The 17,681-nt window shown below is 31.1% G+C and carries 15 protein-coding genes and 2 pseudogenes; 9 read left to right on the top strand and 8 right to left on the bottom strand.

The genetic code is table 11. The features are described 5' to 3' along the window. Window positions 1–99 (bottom strand): annotated as a pseudogene (locus GC105_RS17365) (methyltetrahydrofolate cobalamin methyltransferase); the annotation flags it as partial. Window positions 100–310: 211 nt separating this feature from the next. Further along, window positions 311–1,879 (bottom strand): PucR family transcriptional regulator, encoded by a 1,569-nt coding sequence (locus GC105_RS15300; protein WP_193708444.1) that lies wholly within the window; start codon window positions 1,877–1,879, stop codon window positions 311–313. A 323-nt stretch (window positions 1,880–2,202) separates the two neighbouring features. Here GC105_RS15300 and GC105_RS15305 point away from each other — a divergent pair, with 323 nt between their 5' ends. Beyond that, window positions 2,203–4,194, top strand: coding sequence for an oxidoreductase (locus tag GC105_RS15305; protein ID WP_152806582.1), 1,992 nt, complete (start codon window positions 2,203–2,205; stop codon window positions 4,192–4,194). 146 nt (window positions 4,195–4,340) lie between these two features. Here GC105_RS15305 and rsmH read toward each other — a convergent pair whose 3' ends face one another. Both rsmH and GC105_RS15315 read right to left on the bottom strand, forming a co-directional pair. Beyond that, window positions 4,341–5,390, bottom strand: a complete 1,050-nt coding sequence (rsmH, locus tag GC105_RS15310) for a 16S rRNA (cytosine(1402)-N(4))-methyltransferase RsmH (RefSeq protein WP_152806584.1) — start codon at window positions 5,388–5,390, stop codon at window positions 4,341–4,343. Window positions 5,391–5,599: 209 nt separating this feature from the next. Further along, window positions 5,600–6,250 (bottom strand): Crp/Fnr family transcriptional regulator, encoded by a 651-nt coding sequence (locus GC105_RS15315; protein WP_152806586.1) that lies wholly within the window; start codon window positions 6,248–6,250, stop codon window positions 5,600–5,602. Window positions 6,251–6,600: 350 nt separating this feature from the next. On the opposite strand from GC105_RS15315, the gene GC105_RS15320 reads away from it, so the two are divergent. Together GC105_RS15320 and leuD are read left to right on the top strand one after the other, a co-directional pair. Further along, entirely contained in the window at window positions 6,601–7,887 is a 1,287-nt protein-coding gene (locus GC105_RS15320; RefSeq protein ID WP_152806588.1) for a 3-isopropylmalate dehydratase large subunit, read from the top strand. 15 nt (window positions 7,888–7,902) lie between these two features. Then, window positions 7,903–8,424, top strand: coding sequence for a 3-isopropylmalate dehydratase small subunit (gene leuD / locus GC105_RS15325; protein ID WP_152806590.1), 522 nt, complete (start codon window positions 7,903–7,905; stop codon window positions 8,422–8,424). Between the two features lie 219 nt (window positions 8,425–8,643). On the opposite strand, the gene GC105_RS15330 is transcribed toward leuD, so the two are convergent. Together GC105_RS15330 and GC105_RS15335 are read right to left on the bottom strand one after the other, a co-directional pair. Next, complete coding sequence (locus tag GC105_RS15330) at window positions 8,644–10,392, bottom strand: choline/carnitine O-acyltransferase (RefSeq protein WP_152806592.1); 1,749 nt, start codon at window positions 10,390–10,392, stop codon at window positions 8,644–8,646. A gap of 274 nt (window positions 10,393–10,666) precedes the next feature. After that, entirely contained in the window at window positions 10,667–10,921 is a 255-nt protein-coding gene (locus GC105_RS15335) for a GNAT family N-acetyltransferase (RefSeq protein WP_152806594.1), read from the bottom strand. 161 nt (window positions 10,922–11,082) lie between these two features. Between GC105_RS15335 and GC105_RS15340 the strand changes: the two genes are divergently transcribed. The 4 genes from GC105_RS15340 (at window position 11,083) to GC105_RS15355 (ending at window position 14,054) form a co-directional block, all read left to right on the top strand. Continuing rightward, window positions 11,083–11,298 carry a DUF8180 domain-containing protein gene (locus tag GC105_RS15340; RefSeq protein WP_152806596.1) on the top strand — a complete coding sequence of 72 codons (216 nt, stop codon included), beginning with the start codon at window positions 11,083–11,085 and terminating at the stop codon, window positions 11,296–11,298. A gap of 3 nt (window positions 11,299–11,301) precedes the next feature. Beyond that, entirely contained in the window at window positions 11,302–11,493 is a 192-nt protein-coding gene (locus GC105_RS15345) for a CooT family nickel-binding protein (RefSeq protein ID WP_152806598.1), read from the top strand. 156 nt (window positions 11,494–11,649) lie between these two features. Next, window positions 11,650–12,072, top strand: a complete 423-nt coding sequence (locus GC105_RS15350) for a C-GCAxxG-C-C family protein (protein ID WP_152806600.1) — start codon at window positions 11,650–11,652, stop codon at window positions 12,070–12,072. 581 nt (window positions 12,073–12,653) lie between these two features. Further along, a complete protein-coding gene (locus tag GC105_RS15355) occupies window positions 12,654–14,054 on the top strand; it encodes an MFS transporter (RefSeq protein WP_152806602.1) in 1,401 nt (466 codons plus the stop codon). A 111-nt stretch (window positions 14,055–14,165) separates the two neighbouring features. On the opposite strand, the gene GC105_RS15360 is transcribed toward GC105_RS15355, so the two are convergent. After that, window positions 14,166–15,200, bottom strand: coding sequence for an amidohydrolase family protein (locus tag GC105_RS15360; RefSeq protein ID WP_152806604.1), 1,035 nt, complete (start codon window positions 15,198–15,200; stop codon window positions 14,166–14,168). A 344-nt stretch (window positions 15,201–15,544) separates the two neighbouring features. Between GC105_RS15360 and GC105_RS15365 the strand changes: the two genes are divergently transcribed. Then, on the top strand, window positions 15,545–16,432 hold the full coding sequence (locus GC105_RS15365) for a LysR family transcriptional regulator (RefSeq protein ID WP_193708445.1): 888 nt from the start codon (window positions 15,545–15,547) through the stop codon (window positions 16,430–16,432). A gap of 37 nt (window positions 16,433–16,469) precedes the next feature. On the opposite strand, the gene GC105_RS15370 is transcribed toward GC105_RS15365, so the two are convergent. Beyond that, window positions 16,470–17,123 carry a TetR/AcrR family transcriptional regulator gene (locus tag GC105_RS15370; protein WP_152806608.1) on the bottom strand — a complete coding sequence of 218 codons (654 nt, stop codon included), beginning with the start codon at window positions 17,121–17,123 and terminating at the stop codon, window positions 16,470–16,472. Between the two features lie 366 nt (window positions 17,124–17,489). Between GC105_RS15370 and GC105_RS15375 the strand changes: the two are divergent. Further along, a pseudogene (locus GC105_RS15375) lies at window positions 17,490–17,681 on the top strand (methyltetrahydrofolate cobalamin methyltransferase); the annotation flags it as partial.

Consider the following 17,681-nt stretch of genomic DNA (forward strand, 5'->3'; position numbering starts at 1 on the left):
AACTTTCGCAAGGTTTCTAATAAAGTCTGCGTCTTTATCAGCTATTGCTTTAGCTACGGAAGGGATTGAACCGTTAATTTTTTCTCCGATTATTATCATATTATCTACCTCCTTTTTAAATTTTTGATCAAATATTAGGATCTTAATAAAAGATTGAAAATAACGTTTACAGAAACTCTTTGCCTACATTTATATAAGAAAACTTTAAATAAAGAAAGAATTATTTGCAAACGGAATTTGTAAATATTATTATATCAACAATTTTGTTATTGTACAATATTTTCTTAAATTTATTAACTATTAGTTTCACTTAATTTTTATATTTTCCCTCAAAACTAAAATTATTATTATATTCTAATATTCTTAAAGATAAGTAGATATACTTAATTACTTCGTTGTTTTCCCAATTAATATCTATAATACTTTTTATCTTTGTTATTCTACTATTTAATGTATTACGATGAACGTGTAATTCATTTGCTGCTAAAGTAATGCTTTTGTCGAATTTAACATATAAAAACAAACTTTTTAATAGTTCTGTCCCATTTTTTTTATCATAATCTATGAGTATAAATATAGAAGGATGGCATATGGATGTAATATCACCGAATTTAGATGATATTTCTAATAAATGATGATATGCATATTCTTCATATATGCATATGACTTTGTTTTCATTTAGATGCTGACTTAATTCTAGAGCTTTTTTAGATTGAATGAAATATTTTTTCATATCTCCAAGGTAATTAAAACATAAACTTAACCCTCCAGATAATTTTCTTCTTTTTAAATACTTTTCTAAATCTTTAAAACTAGAATTATTTATGAGATACGAATCTATACTAATTAACGTAACTATATAAGAGTGATAAGGAAAGGATATAGTATCGTTTAGAATTAATGATAAATCATCTATAATAATTAAATTATCGATATTATTGTCTTTATATGTACTTGTATCTATAGTAAATACATAATTAAATTTTTTTAAATTTATTTCTGAATATACTATTCTATTTTTAATTTCATTATCATCATAGATTTTATCTTCTAAAAGATCATTAAGAAAATACTCGAATATCAAACCTTTATTAATATAGTTATATTTACTTTTTTGCATTTCTATAGATAGTATCTCACTCATAAAACTTAAGATTTTACTTTCTTTTTCACTAAAACTATTACATATTTCTAATAAGCCAATGCTGGCAACAAGCTTATTTTCTATGAAGATACTTGAAATAAAGTTTCTCGGATAATTTGGTTTGATACAGATGCTAGGAGTTTTGCTCATTAAACATTTATGCATTTCTTTTGATGTTTTAACGCTAATTGTATAGTCACTGTCAAAATATCGTTTTTCATAAATAATATTGTCCCAAAATTCGTTTTTTAGTTTAATATCTGTACACGCCAACACCTTACATCCGCGATCCACAATTACAACGGGATTTCCTAAAATCTCATATGCTAAATTTACTATTTTTTGCATACTCTCTTTCTCTAGCAAACATTTAAATAATTTTTCTTTATTTAAATATAGAAGTGCTTCATTCTTAAATATATGATGAATTTGATTAAATATTATTCCAACATCAATATCAGTGTTTTTAACGAATATCAAATTAAGTGATTCGGGTATACTTAAGTATTTTGAAGTAGAAACATTTGAAACACATAAAATATTAATGGTACCTTCCGTAGGAAGTGATTTAGGGAAATTAGAGATTTCTACTATGTATAAAATACTAGAGTCAAATGATTTTTGATGATATTCTAAAAATTGAATATCACTAATCATTATACTGCAATTATTCACTACATTTGTTTCTATAGAATATTCCGAAATTCTTTTAATAATAGAATTTAAATTAATCATTAATTCTATCTCCTTAGATAACTTATATTTTAATTTTATACTATGAGGATACATCTTGTACTTATTATATCTTTTTACTATTATAATATATTGAAATAATAATAGCTATTATTGTACATTAAACAATAAACTTGATTATTTAGAACTATATTATGCATGATTGCTTAATATAGTAAACATTTAACGTGCTGTCATCACAATGATTGAAAATATTAAAAATGATATAATAATTACAAGTTGTCTTCTTGGATGTGACAGTATAGAAATAAACTAGGTTAATATTTCATATTATTTAAAACTAAATAATGGAGGGAAGTTATAAAATGAGTACAAATTATCCACATGTTTTTCAGTCAATTAGAATTAGAGGAGTAGATTTTAAAAATCGTATAGAAATGGCACCTCCTTCTCCCAATCGAGCTGATCGTGATGGTAGAGTATGTCAAGAGTTTGTAGACTGGTTTAGGCCGCTAGCACAAGGTGGGACAGGAATAATTCACGTAGGTAATTCTGTTATCGATAGTGAAGAGTCAAGCGATGAAGAGCGTCAGCTCGACGTGGGTTCAGATGGTTGCATACTTCCACTTTCGCAGTTTGTTGAAATGTGTGAAAGTTATGGTTGTCATGCATCCCTTGAGATTAACCACTGTGGTAAGGACTCTGATCCTGCGAAAATTGGGAGACCTGCAATCAGCGCATCATCAATTATCACCACTGCTGAGATGATGAGAGCAAAAATGAATAACAGAGATCCTATTCCTACTATTGAGATGAGCCATGCAAAGATAAAGGAAACTGTTGAAAAGTACGCTATGGCAGCTTATCGCTGTAAGAAAGCTGGTATGAAAATTACTATGATTCACGGTGGTCACGGTAATCTAATATCACAGTTTGCAAGCCGTCTGTTTAATAAACGTACTGATGAGTACGGAGGATCCCTTGAGAATAGAGCCCGTTTTTGTATTGAGGTTCTAGATGCTGTTCGTGAAAAAGTTGGAGAAAACTTTGTTATTGAGTTCCGTATATCTGCAGATGAGATTAATCCAGATGGAATGCACTTTGAAGAAACTCTCCAGTTTATAGAATTAATTAAGGATAAAATCGATATTCTTCACGTATCTGCAGGTCTCCATGAGTTTGATTATATGCGATATTGGTGGCAGAATTCAATGATGGATAGAATGTACAATGTACATTTTGCTGAAGATGTTAAGAAGAAATTCCCAGATCTTCTAGTTTGCACAGTTGGTTCTATAATGAGTATTAAGCAGGCAGAAGAAATCATTTCAACGGGGAAAGCTGATTTCGTTGCAATGTGCCGTCCTCTTATCGCAGACCCTGAAATGCCTCGTAAGTATGCACTTGGTAAAGAAGATGACCACCGTCCATGCATTCGATGTCAATACTGTGGCCTTCGCCTAATATTACCTAGAGTTATTGGATGTGCTGTTAATCCATTGTGTGCAAACACTAGTGAGTACCCTGATGCTAGAGTCCCAAAAGCTAGTATTAAGAAGAGGGTTGCTGTAATTGGTGGTGGACCAGCAGGTATCCAAGCACTAATGACTTTATGTGAGCGTGGTCATGATGTTACACTTTATGAAATGAGTGATAAACTAGGGGGGAATGTTATCACAGCAGCTGCTCCAGAGTTTAAGATAGATATGAAAGATTATCTTGCCTATTTATTACGTCAAGCGAACAAGGCGCCAGCACGAATTCTTCTCAATACTGAGGCAACAAAGGAAATCCTTGACTCAGAAAACTACGAAGCATTAATTATTGCAGTAGGCGCAAAACCACTAGTTCCAAAATTACCTGGTATTACAAAACCTCATGTTCACTGGGCTCCCGATGCAGAGATGGGTATTGTTGAAGTTGGAGATAAGACCGTTATTGTTGGTGCCGGTGCTGTTGGCATCGAGTGTGCGATTGGTCTTAAGAGAGCAGGTAAGGATGTGGTTGTAGTTGAGATGGCATCAGATTTATCTAACCTAATGATGACTTCTAGCGGTACTATGCAGGATCTCTTGGAATGCGTAGATGATCTTAAGATACCTATACACCTGAACTGCAAGCTGGAAGAAGTCACAGATACAGCTGTTCTATGTTTAAATACAGAGACAGATGAAAAGATTGAGTTTCCTGCTGATTCTGTTCTTCTTGCTATAGGTATGTGTCCAAGACATGATGTAGTTGACAATCTCCGTCATAGCGCTCCCGAAACAGAAGTGTTTGTTGTTGGAGATGATGTTGAGGTAGGTACTATTTTTGAAGCTGTAAACTTTGCATTTAAGGCTGCAGCACATATTTAATTGACATTAAAAGGGCTGTCGCACTAAATAATTAGTGCGTAGTCCTTTTTAGTTCAATAAATAAAGATGAGTGCTTCGATCTTTATTGTGACAAGGAGTTGAATAAAGCGTCGAAGACGCTATTCTTTCACTAATAGTATTACAAATCATGATTTAATAGCCCAACGCAATTTAGCTGAACGTGCACGACTATTGGTATTACATTCTTCTGACGAAGGACGAATGGCATCTGGAGCGATTTCTCTATAGACACCTTCTCGAAAAAAGTTTTTAAAAGATTTTTTAACGAGACGATCTTCTCCTGAATGAAATGAAAGTATTGCAACACGCCCACCCGCTGCTAAAGTAAAAGGTAGTTTTTCCAAAAACTCAAATAATACTTCGAATTCATTATTCACATCAATTCGTAAGGCTTGAAAACATCGTTGGCAAGATTTTTTTATTTCAACATTTCTAGTTTTTTCTGGGATGAAATTCAGTGCATCTTTGATAATCTGTTGAAGTTGTGTTGTTGTTGATATGTCTATTCCTTTTTTAATTTCTGAAATAATAGCACGAGAGATTTCTGCTGAATTAGGTTCGTCTGCGTTTTCTAACAACATACCTTGTAATTCATCTTGTGAAATAGTTTGTAAGCGTGCTGCGGCGGATATGCCTTTATTAGGATTTAGCCGTAAGTCAAGGGGTCCATCACTCTTAAATGAAAATCCTCTTTCAGGATTGTCTATTTGCATGGAAGAGACACCCAAATCTGCTAATACAAAATTTAATGGTCCTGATTCAACTGCAATTTGATCTATATTAGAAAAGTTCATTTGCTTGATGGTTAAAATTTCTGCGCCATAACCTAAGCACTCTAAACGTTCTCTAGTGCGTGGTAATTCAATAGAGTCTACATCAATTGCATATAAGCGCCCCTTTGAATCTAAACATTTAAGCATCTCTAAAGTATGCCCGCCATAACCTAGAGTTGCATCTAATCCAATTTGTCCAGGAGTAATTTGTAGAACTTCTAATATTTCTTTTACTAAAATTGAACGGTGCATACCAGCAGGAGTATTGCCTTTTTGAATAACTTTTGCTATAGTATCGGTATATCTCTCTGGTTGCAGTTCCTTATATTTTTCTTTAAAAGTTTTTGGGTGAGTACCTTTATATCGGACACGTCTCTGACGTTTTTGATCTTGATTATCCATTGCATATCCTTAACATGAGTACAGCACTAGATGTTAGTTTACTCACTTTCTTTAATCTGATTTTGAAATCAAACATTGATGTGCTATATAACGTTGGGTTCATTCTTTTCTCCACCTTTATCATATTCGTTGTAATTGCCTCAAATCATAGGATACCAAATACATTTGACAATAGCAAACTATTAAGAAAGACACAAATAATGGTTTTATTATTTTTCGAAAAACTCAGAAAGTGCAGTTGCATTTATAATGAAGATTTTCTTATACTTTGTTTCAATCCAACTCCATTTAGATAATTTACTTAAGGTTCTGCTGACTGTAACTCTGCTGACGCCAACTGCTTTTCCGATGTCGTCCTGGGTACAATCGATGGCTCCATCTACATCCGGATTCATATTTAATAGATATTGGATAATCCTTTTCTCAGCTGATAAAAATGTAATGTTGTCAATTTCATTTGATAACATCCTTACTTTTTTTGATAATAGTTCTATGAATTTTAAAGCAAGAAAGGGTTTATTTTGAAAATAATGTAGAATATCTGTCTTATCAATAGTGATGATTTCAGAATCTGTAATTGTTTTTGCTGATGATATTCTTGGAAACCCATCAAAGAAAGAAGCTTCTCCAAATACTTCACCTTTACTATAAATCGTAATATTTTTTTCTAATCCCTCTAGAGAGTTAACAAAGATTTGTACCTTTCCTTCTTTTAAAAAGTAAAAATTATTCGCCATTTCTCCTTGACGGTAAATGATCTGATTATTTCTATACTTTTTTATGGGTTTAGTTTTAAAAGTATCATACAATTCGGCAGGTATATCGATTTTTTGGTCTAAAAATAATTCCCATTGATTCAAGTTAAACACCTCGATATTGAAATTTCACCAATTGTATCATAGTTTACATTCTATATCCATCTTTTATGCTAAAGTAATCCTTACACATAAATTTATGGTATAATATCCGCACCAGCAGATTGTTCGCAGAAGTAATATGGTTTTCCGTGCTTGCACGAGAAAAACAAATGACTTCTATGAACGAGTGCCAACGACCGAAACCCCAAAGGGGTTGAGGAAAATCTGCGTAGGATAAAGTAGACAGCTACGTACGACTACTCAAATTTATGATATAATCAATTTAACTTTTAATTAAAAGAAAAAGCAAGTCTAACTTGATAAATTGAAATAAAGAAAAAAAGGAGAAGAAAATGGGTAAAACAATTGCTGAGAAAATATTTGATGCGCACAGAGTGAACGAACCGTTTCCTGATACGCATGTTCTAAAACTTGACAGGGTTTTCTGTCATGAGATCACAACTCCTATAGCAATTACAGATCTTATGTCTAGGGGGATGGATCGAGTATTTGATCCTACGAAAATTAAGGCTGTAATTGATCACGTAACACCAGCAAAGGACTCTAAAACAGCCGAACAGGGAAAGATACTACGTGACTGGGCTAAAAGGCATGAAATTAAAGACTTTTTTGATATAGGAAGAAATGGAGTATGTCATGCAATCTTTCCTGAAAAAGGATTCGTGAGACCTGGCTATACCGTTATCATGGGTGACTCACACACCTGTACCCATGGTGCATTTGGAGCGTTTGCAGCAGGGATCGGAACGACTGACCTTGAAGTTGGGATACTAAAGGGTGTATGTGCATTCCATTTTCCAAAAACGATAAAATTTGTTCTTAATGGGACTTTAAAACCAGGGGTATATGCAAAAGATCTTATTCTTTTTATTATAAAAGAGCTAACTGTAAATGGAGCAACCAACATGGTCATTGAATTTACTGGTCCTGTCGTGGATGCCATGTCAATGGAATCACGTATGACACTATGTAATATGGCAATCGAAGCTGGTGGTACTTGTGGAATTTGTTATCCAGATATGACTACGGTGGAATACTTATGGAAATTCATTAAAGACGAATTTGAAACCAAGGAAGATGCGGTTAAGGAATACTCAAAATGGATTTCAGATTCAGATGCAGAATATGAAAAAATATTTGAATATGATGTGTCGAGTTTAGAACCTATGGTGACTTTTGGATATAAACCAGATCAAGTAAAGACTGTAAGTGAAATGGATGGTACAAAAATCGATCAAATATATATCGGAAGCTGTACAAATGGTCGTATCGAAGATTTGAGAATTGCTGCAAGCATCCTTAAAGACAGAAAAATAAGTAATGACGTTCGCGCAATTGTAAGTCCAGCAACACCAGCTATCTATTCCATGGCATTAAAAGAAGGGCTCATTGAAATTTTTCAGGATGCTGGTTTTTGCGTAACAAACCCGACTTGCGGTGCTTGCCTAGGGATGAGTAATGGGGTTCTTGCCAATGGTGAATCTTGTGCATCTACAACAAACCGTAACTTTAATGGAAGAATGGGAAAAGGCGGCGTAGTTCACCTTATGAGTCCAGCAAGTGCTGCAGCTACTGCAATTGAAGGTAAAATAATAAATTCTCAGCTATACAAAGATTAGGTGGTGAAAGTAAAAATGAAGAAATTTAGTGGAAAAGTACTATTCTTAGATAGAAGTGATATTAATACAGATGAAATTATTCCTGCAAGGTATCTTACGGAAATTACGAAAGAGGCATTAAAACCTTTTTTACTGGAAGATTTGACACTTCCTTCTTTTAACAATGGAGATTTTAAATCCAAAGCAGTGATTGTGACTAGAGCGAATTTTGGATGTGGATCGTCTAGAGAACATGCACCATGGGCCTTGGAAGTCAATGGAATCAATGTAGTCATTGCAGAAAGCTTTGCAAGAATATTTAGACAAAACATGTATAACTGCGGTATGTTGGCAATCGAACTTTCCAAGGAGAAGATAGACTATCTTTTAGATTATTATTCAGACAAGGATACATCTATAGAAATTGATATTGACAATGATAAGATAATCGTCACTTCTATAGAAAAAACCGAAGCAATTGACTTTCAAGTTAGCGAGTTTGACAAGACCCTTGTTAAAGAAGGCGGTTGGGTAGGTTACGCGGATAAAAACTATTAATTAATGAAAAACGTTTGATGAGTGAATAGCTTATATTTGTATAATTAGATTAAGCAATAATAAGAAAGAGAATTATTAAGCGAAGAGGAGCTCATTAAGTTGAAGCTCCTCTTAAAAATATTTAATTTCAAATGATAAGGTTTAAAATAAATAGAATGTTACATTATACAATCTATTAGGATTATCCGCGGAATCATTACTATACTATATTATAAACTATTATGTCGCGATGGATACCAGCGTTAAAAATGCTTCATTTAGGTTATTTAGGAGCTGGATTGCTTTGTCCTTATTTTTAGTTTTCGACGAAATTGACACAGTGATTTTTTCGTTATTGATTACATATCCAATTCCATAACCATCCTCTACAACAGGACCAAATCCAAATAGTTTAATACTATCAAATGCTATGCCACTTGAGCTAATAAAATCGTGAGTTAATATCTTGTATCCAGGTGAATTGTATATATTAGGTGTTTTTATAATTCCTAATTCTTCTCCATACTTTTCGTACAACTTATAAAGAGCAAAGAAGTGTCTTTCAATGCCTAGTCCTTTTTGACAATTATTAATTCTTTTAACATGTGAACTTTGAGCATTGATTAAAAGATCTTTGAGTTTACTCTTAGAACTATTGTTAGAACAAATTTCAATTGCAAGTAAAGATACATCTTCATTTACCGCTCTTGAACATTCAGTTCTTCCATTTTGAAAATGCCTCATTGAGACAGATTCGTATGTACTTTTAAATATTCCAAAAGTTTTGTACTGAGCAATTTGTAGAGCTATATGGAAAAAAGCATCCGGACTCATCATTAATTCTTTAATTAGATTTTTTCCGAAGTTACTAAACTGTAAATTATCTACATATATATTTTGATTAAATTTCTGATGCTCATTTAATTGATTCGCAAGTCTAGACTTTATATCGTCAGATATATTCCACTTAAGTTCTTCTGGTAAAGATGTATCGCTTATCCTAATCGTTTCCTTTTTATCTTGGACAATCTTATTAAATGATTGATTTATAATATTAAACCAAGTAGTAGCATCAGCTCCAGTATGTTCATTGTTAAAACCAATATCAAGATTTTCTGATATGATCAGCTGGCAGCTCTTATCAAAATATCTATTTTTACCATTTGAAATAAGTATTGATTTCTGTAATTCCTTTGTATTACTTGTGGGATGATCAATACAAAGGACAAATATAGCAGTATTTATAATGTCTAAGCTATTTTTGTTTATAGTATCTGTTTTAATTGCTTCATATAATTTTGAGGCGTCATCTCTATTTGAAGTAGTAAGGCTAGCTATATTATTAGCCCTATCTTGAATATTTTCATCGATAATTTTCTGAATTTTAGAAGCTATTATCTCTACTGATATGATATTTCCATCTAAATCAGATGTTTCTAATTTGAAAATGTTGTTATTATGTAAAACTACAATATGGTGGGATTTAGCAAATTGATAAGTAATATAAATATCTTTATTTAATAAGGGTAACCTTACAGATTTGAAAATATGGTTATATTGTTCCATACACAAAGGTTGGTTTTTTATGAATTCGGGACTAAGTCTTTGTGAACTTACTTCAATATATTTAGAAATCAACTCATATGTCAATTTTGCTCCCAAAGTTGACATTGTATATAGAGGTTTAAACTTAGTATTTTCTAAAATTGAATAATAGTTCATATTGCATACCAGTTGCTGGCGGTATTGTAAATACATATCATTCCAAAGAGGTTCTAACCAATTACATTCTTGTTTTTCAGATATTTCTAAAAGTTTATTGTGAAGTTTATACCCATCACCATTTATAGCTAAAAATTCATCTAGGGCTTGTTTACTTTCTTGAAATTGTTTATCATCTACGATGGGTTTAATCCAATTTAAAAATTCTAAAAGATTATTTAAAGAGGGAATAGGTAATTGGTTTAATGTCTCCTGATTTCTTAACATGTGAATCACGCCTTTCCAATATGTTTCAAGTTATATTTAACTATACACGTCTATGTAAATAATTACAATTAGATAGATGTAGAATAGTGAACTTAAAGTTAAAAAAGTGGAAAGCCAGTTATTGATGATGAATATATTTTTGCTGTTTATTAATAGTAGAACATTTAGTATGAATTTTAAAGAGACTTAAATCAGATGCTTAGTTCATTACCTTCACGAGATAAAAGAGGCTGGTTTTATATCCAGCCTTTAATAAATAAAATAGCTTTATTTATCATATAAACCTATCTGCAAATTCACATGTGGATGTTACATGGAATTCATTTTGTTTTGCGTAGTCTAATGCTTCTTGTACAAGTTGTGTGCCTAAACCATGATGTGCATATTTTGGGTCTATTTCTGTCGATATTATTACGAAGTTATTTGATGGGTCTGCATCGTACTTTAATTTTCCGATCTGATTATCTAGTTCGTTGGTAATGATAAATCGGTTTTGATTTTGAAGATGTTTGATATTGTAATTTTCCATTTTGGCCTCCTTTATTATAATTGTATTATAAATTGGCTAATTATAATAGTTTTAACAAATCGCAGATATCTATCCTCTATATAATAAGAACAAAACTACTTACGTTAATTGACAATAATAATGCAAAGTTTTATACTAAAGAAAAGCAAAGGAGGTACATTATGGAAGATATAAAGATGAAAGAACTAAAAGCTCTACTTAATCATCTAATAGGACATAATGAAAATCATGCAGATGAAATTAAACAGTTAGCTCAGAGAGCAAAAGATTTAGAAATCGAAGAGTCATACGAATTAATGATAAAGGGAACAAAAGAGTTGCAAAATTCTAATGTATCGTTAAAAAAAGCATACGATTTACTACCGAAGGAGGCTTAATATATGTGTTTAGGGAAAGTATTTATGGCAAATGATCAACAACTTAGTCCTATAATGGATAATGTAACAAGCATTACTACAGAGAATGGTCAGTTAATATTAACATCTCTCTTAGGTGAGAAAAAGTCTGTCGAAGGCAAGCTAATTGAAATAGATTTCAATAAATCTAAAGTCATTATAGAACATGCTAAATAGGAAAGATGTATTTTAAAAGATTTAAGTATTACTATATTAAACTACCAATGAGAAGAATATAACTACAGTGGAGAATGAGGGGATTAAATCTATATAATTGATTTAATGTTTGTATCTTATTATAAATACATATAAGTTAAATGATGGGGTGAGCTTATGTTAAAAGATGAAATTCAAAAGTATGTAGGCCATTGGCCTGCAGTTGATGAATCAGAACCATATTACATTTATAATTGTGCAGAGGCAATGTTGCTTGCATGTAATGACTATTATAGGCTAAATATTGATACAAGTACAAAAAAGGCAATTTCTGTGTTTGGTGGGGGATTTTTTTGTGGAAAGACTTGTGGACTTTTATCTGGAGGACTTGCATCTATAGGTGTTATGTGTACAAAAGATATACCTTACGCTAATAAAGAAGTAATAGAAAAGGTTCAAAAATGGGTAAAGGCTTTTGAAAATGAATTTGGCGATACCAATTGTGAAATAGTGGCAAAAGATGATCAAGACAGATGTAAAAAATTAGCTCGTAGGGCAGCGGAGTTATTTGAATCTATTTTTTGTAACACAGATATCTAAAATAAGTTTACATCAGAACGTTCATAATTTAATTATTACATTATAATAAGAGAGAACGAAATAACTATAGAACCTATAAATAGAGTAGACACACAAACAAACTCTATTCATATAGGTTCTTTTTTAGTATATATAATCCGAATGATTTAATACCATAAGCCATTGATCATTTATTTGTATGAGGAGATGTTATTAATTCAGAGTACACTATTTTTCATTGATGAATAAGCATGCGATAAATCAATTATCATAGAATAAATTATAGGTGCGAATAAATAAATATAACTTAATTGAACATACAGCAAATTTTGAAAACAGGGACAAATTTATAATAAAATGGTCCCTAATCTTCATGGTAGAAGAACAAACTAAATAATATAATAAGAACAAGCTTATAAATTTTTACACGAGATTCAATATTATATGACATCTTTTTTATTACTCATATAATAAGTGAATAACAAATTATTTTAAGTATAAACGTGATAGGAGGGGATTATGAGAGGCAAATTAAAGAGTGAAGTAATTTTTAAACTAAAAGAGAAAGCTACTAAAACTATCAAAACAGGGGGGTAACAATCGTGGTATTAACTAAAAAACCATTAAGTAAAGCAATTAAAACATTTTATGGTGTAGGAGATCTGGGGTTTTCACTTATGGCCAATGTGGAACTTCTATTATTTGTATTCTTTTTAACAAATGTGGCTAAGTTTTCTTTACCTATGGTCGCTATTATAGGATCTATAACTAGTATTGTTGATGCATGTTTATCACCATTTTATGGTGCTATTATATCCGGTAGAAAACCAATGAAATGGGGACGAAATCGTTCTTGGATGCTTATTGCACCACCATTTGTTGTAATTCTTTTTATGCTACAATTTACAAAAATTGGTCCATCAGAGTTAATATCTGCAGCTATTATATGTATAGGTTTTATTTTAAGCCACATCATATGGAATATTGCTTGGGTAGGAAATGTTTCGTTGATTCCACTTTTAGCAAATAATGCTGAGGAGAGAGGACTTCTATCTGGAAGGCGTGCTACTTGGACTGCTCTTTCTGGTGTGTTATTTTCTTATATAGGTCAACCATTGGCTATTTATATAGGTACTGTAACTGGAAACGAAGCATTAGGGTACACATTATTAGCAGGAATTATGGCTTTTTTAATGTTAATTGGATACTTTACTGTGTTTAAGATTACTGAAGGTTATGAAGCTACTGGAGAAGAAGAAGCTGAAATGGTTAAGTCTAATGCGAAAACACAAATTAGTGTTAAAGGTATGTTGAAAAATGTTTATCAAAATCCACCACTTATAGCATTGCTTATAGGAGACTTCTTTAGGTATATAGGATTCTTCATTATTTTAGCAGCAGGAGCTTTTTATTTTGAATATGTGGCACAAGACATGTCGCTTTTTGCATTATTTGTTTTAATTGGAGCCTTAGCAAGTCTTGTTGGTGCATTCTTTAGTGGAAGAATCATTCAAGCACTTAGTGCGCGAAACGCTTCAATTATAAGTCTATTTACATTAGGTGTATTACTAATCATAGGTAATTTTTTCGCCATGAATGTAACATTGTTTTTTGTATTTGCAGCAATCTCAAGAATATTTTTAGGTGCTACTTCTGCAACATTAGTTGCTTTATATGCAGATGTATCCATATATGGTGAATGGAAAACAGGAGAAGATGCAACACCTTTTGTTATGGGATTAATGAATATTTCACTTAAGGCAGCTGTGATCTCAAGAGGTACAGTGATTCCCCTAGCTTTGGCTATAGCAGGTTTTGATGCTACCGTAGGTGCTAGTGAAGCTGTGAAGCAAGCAGTAATTAACGTTAATATGTTAATTCCCGGGATAGCCGCATTAATTTCTAGTGTAATATTGTTCGCAACATATAAATTGACAAGAGATAAAGTTAATGAAATGCAGATAGAAATTAACGAAAGAAAAGAGTTAAATGCTACTAGCTAAAGATTTAAAATAAAAAGAGAGTTTTAATAATTCCTTCATGTTATGAAAGAAACATGAAGGAATTATTATATATTTTTTTGGGACTATTTAAAGCTTCCTAGTACGGGGTTATTATATATTTAGCAATTTTTCTGCATTTTTCATAAGAATATATTCTCTTGCTTGTTGATTATCTTCTGTTGCAGATAATACTCTTGATAGAGTAATAGATTGGGGTAAGGCTGGCCAGTCTGATCCAAATAATAATCTTTCATAGCCTACTTCATTTATTAAATATTGAATGCTATTGGTTGATTGACAAGATAGCTCAGTATAAGTGGCAGGATATTGTTTAAGATATTTTGCAACTAACTTATATTCACCAATACCACTATGTCCAAAAATAAATTTAAAATCTTTTGGTAGTTTATTTAATAATTCTCCAAAAATTTCCACCCTAGTAGATTGTAATAATTTCCACATAAGCTTTGAAGTGTCTTTTTTATCTATATGTGTTAATGAACCTGTATGGAGAAGTACAGGAAATCCTATTTCATAACATATCTTAAAAGCTTCAATAAGTGGAGTGAAATTATTTTTTAATTCTAAGTCGGTTATTTTTAATTTATATCCTTTAGCTCCAAGAGTTTTGTATTTTACTAATTTTTCTTTTATTTCACTATCATTAGGGTGAACAGAACAAAAAGCAGTAAATTTATCTGGATAGTCTTTAGCTATTTTTAAAGATTCTAGTGAACGATCGTATTTTTTTGAACTAATTGGCAGAACGATATTTCGATTAATTTTATTTTCTTCTTGAGATTTAAAACAGTTCTCATAAGTACCACCATTAGTCATATCTTTAAAAATTGTATAACCTTCTGAAGAAAACTTTAAAACTGATAACAATCCTTTCTTTTTATTATCTATAGTGTGTTTAGTCCAATAAGGTACTGAAAGATCCATATTTGAAATATTTGGCAAGGTTTTGTACTTAAGGATATTTCCTTTCGCTCTTGGGTCTACAACCTTGAGTGGAAGAACATTAGACATGTGGGTATGAAAATCGATAATGTTTAAATCTCCATCGTAGTCAATTATAAAGTCGCCTAATTTATTTAGTTTTAAATATTTTTCTTTTTTAACAAATTCTTGTTTAGTTATCAAAAGCTCAACCCCTTTTTTTATATACATCTCTGTTTGTTATTCAAAATAATTTTAAATCATGGATAGTAGTTTTTTTATATTAGAACATTATAATTACATATCCAATGACATGACCCGAAGGTCATATGACTGTTAAGTCATATTATTACATGAAGTTAATAGTTTGTCAAGGGTTGATACAAAGTTTAATAAGCTAATAATATTTGTACTTAAAAAATTGGAAGGGTAAAAATGTCCATATGTTTGACAATATTAATTTGTTGTTATTTAATTATAATAGAATTATAAATTATCATAAGAGTTTGATTATTAGTAAAATAGATATAGCATATGGAGGCAACACAATGGATATCAGGAAATTACAATACTTTATTTCAGTTGCAGAGACATTAAGTTTTACAAAGGCTGCTAAAGAGCACTATATTTCTCAAACTGCTATGAGTCAACAAATAGCATCAATAGAATCTGAATTAGATGTTTTGTTATTCGATCGAAGTAAATATAAAGTAGATATTACATCTGCTGGTGAAGTTTTTCTTGGAGAAGCTAAAGAAATAGTAGCAAAGTATGAGCAAGCAGTCAAAAAAACACAGGACGTACATAAAGGTTGTAAAGGTAATATTCACATAGGATATGCAGGTCCAACGGAAGTAGAACTATTACGTGAAATCATAGAGGAGTTTGAAAAAAAATATCCATATGTAGAGTTGCATATTGAACAAAATAATTTTAAAAAGTTATCAAAAGATCTAAAAGAAGGAATATATGACATCATCTTTGCTATTGCTGGTGAGATTAACGATATTGGTTCATTAGAAAAGATTACACTTAAAAACGAACAGGCTGTTCTAGTTGTAAGCAAGAAGCATCCCAAAGCAAATAAAAAGAATATGAATGCAACAGAAATTGCAGATGAAAATTTTATAATGTTAAGTGAAGAATGTGGACAATTGAACTTTGAACGGATGATCGAATCCTGTAGACAAGATGGTTACGAACCAAAAATAACTGAAAGAGTAAATTCATTAGACACGTTAATGTTTATGGTAGAATTAAATAGAGGAGTTTCATTTTTACCAAGATCACAAATAAATAATCTAAATAATAAAGTATCTTTTATTGATATTATAAATACACATCACTCCTTTGCGGTTGAGATGTCTTGGATTAGATTTAACAAAAATGAATATATAAAAAAGTTTATTGAAATTGCTAAGCAATTATATTATTAGATAAATATATTATTATAGCCAATTAACTAGATATTAGCTATAATAAATTGATAGATGAAAAATCATTTTTTCTGATAAATTCATTGGAATTAAATAGATAAGCACGCATTAAATTTTCATCGATTTTAAATAATCTAGCTCTGAAAAGTAACATATAAATGATGATATCTATAATGCTTTTTGCTTTAGGATTATCAATAAATTTACTTATGAGCTCTCTTCTGAGTCCGTGTTCTGATGTTACAATGTAGTCAAGTTCTATTTCGTCTATATTTAATTTAAAGTCCTTCAAAATCTGTTGATACATTCTAGTTAAGTTTTTTTGAAGATAGTCTGCTGAGGATTCAAATCCTATTACTTCCCTATGGAATGATATGGTACGTTCATCTTTAAATATAGTCATGTAATATATAAATGTAACAATGGTGTTTTTTTCTACACTATTAATTTTCCTGTTAATTTTTTCGGCAACAAAAGAATTTCCTTTTAATAGCAGATCTTCATAAACTGCATTAATTAGTAAATCTTTTGTTTTAAAATAATATGCAAAGGTACCTGTTTTTACATCAGCTATATCGCAGATTTCCTTGACAGTCGTATCATGATACCCTTTATCATAAAAAAGTTTTTTTGCTGTATGTAAAATTCTCATTCTCGTTTCGAGACCTTTTTTGAATTTAGCTACTCCCATATTTTATCTTCCATCCAGTCATTTTTTTCTAAATTATATCATAGGTCAAAATAGGTAGCAATATGTAGTTGGTATCCCTATAGCTAACTGTAAATAATGCTTCAAAAAATCGGCGAATATAAAAAAAACCGAAAACCCATTGACACCACATCTATATAGATGTTATTCTGTAATTATAAAATCGGTTTAATATACAATAGCAGAAAGTTACAACTAGGATTTACGCGCTTGTATATAACTAAACTCTAATATGTTGTGCGATTGTAGTTATTTAACATATGTCCATAAATATTTATAAAGTTAATGGTCGCAATTTGGATATTAAATAAATAATATCTGAAATAAATAAACAAGGAGGAAGATAATATGATAATAATTGGAGAAAAAATTAACGGTTCAATCCCTTCAGTAGCTAAAGCAATAGCTGATAAAGACGCAGACTTTATTAGAAACCTTGCAAAAGTTCAAACGGAAGCAGGAGCAACTTATATTGATGTATGTGCATCAGTAGAAGATAGCATTGAACTTGAAACGATGAAATGGCTCATCGACTTAGTA

This window comes from Alkalibaculum sporogenes (assembly GCF_009362815.1).
GTDB lineage: Bacteria > Bacillota > Clostridia > Eubacteriales > Alkalibacteraceae > Alkalibaculum_A > Alkalibaculum_A sporogenes.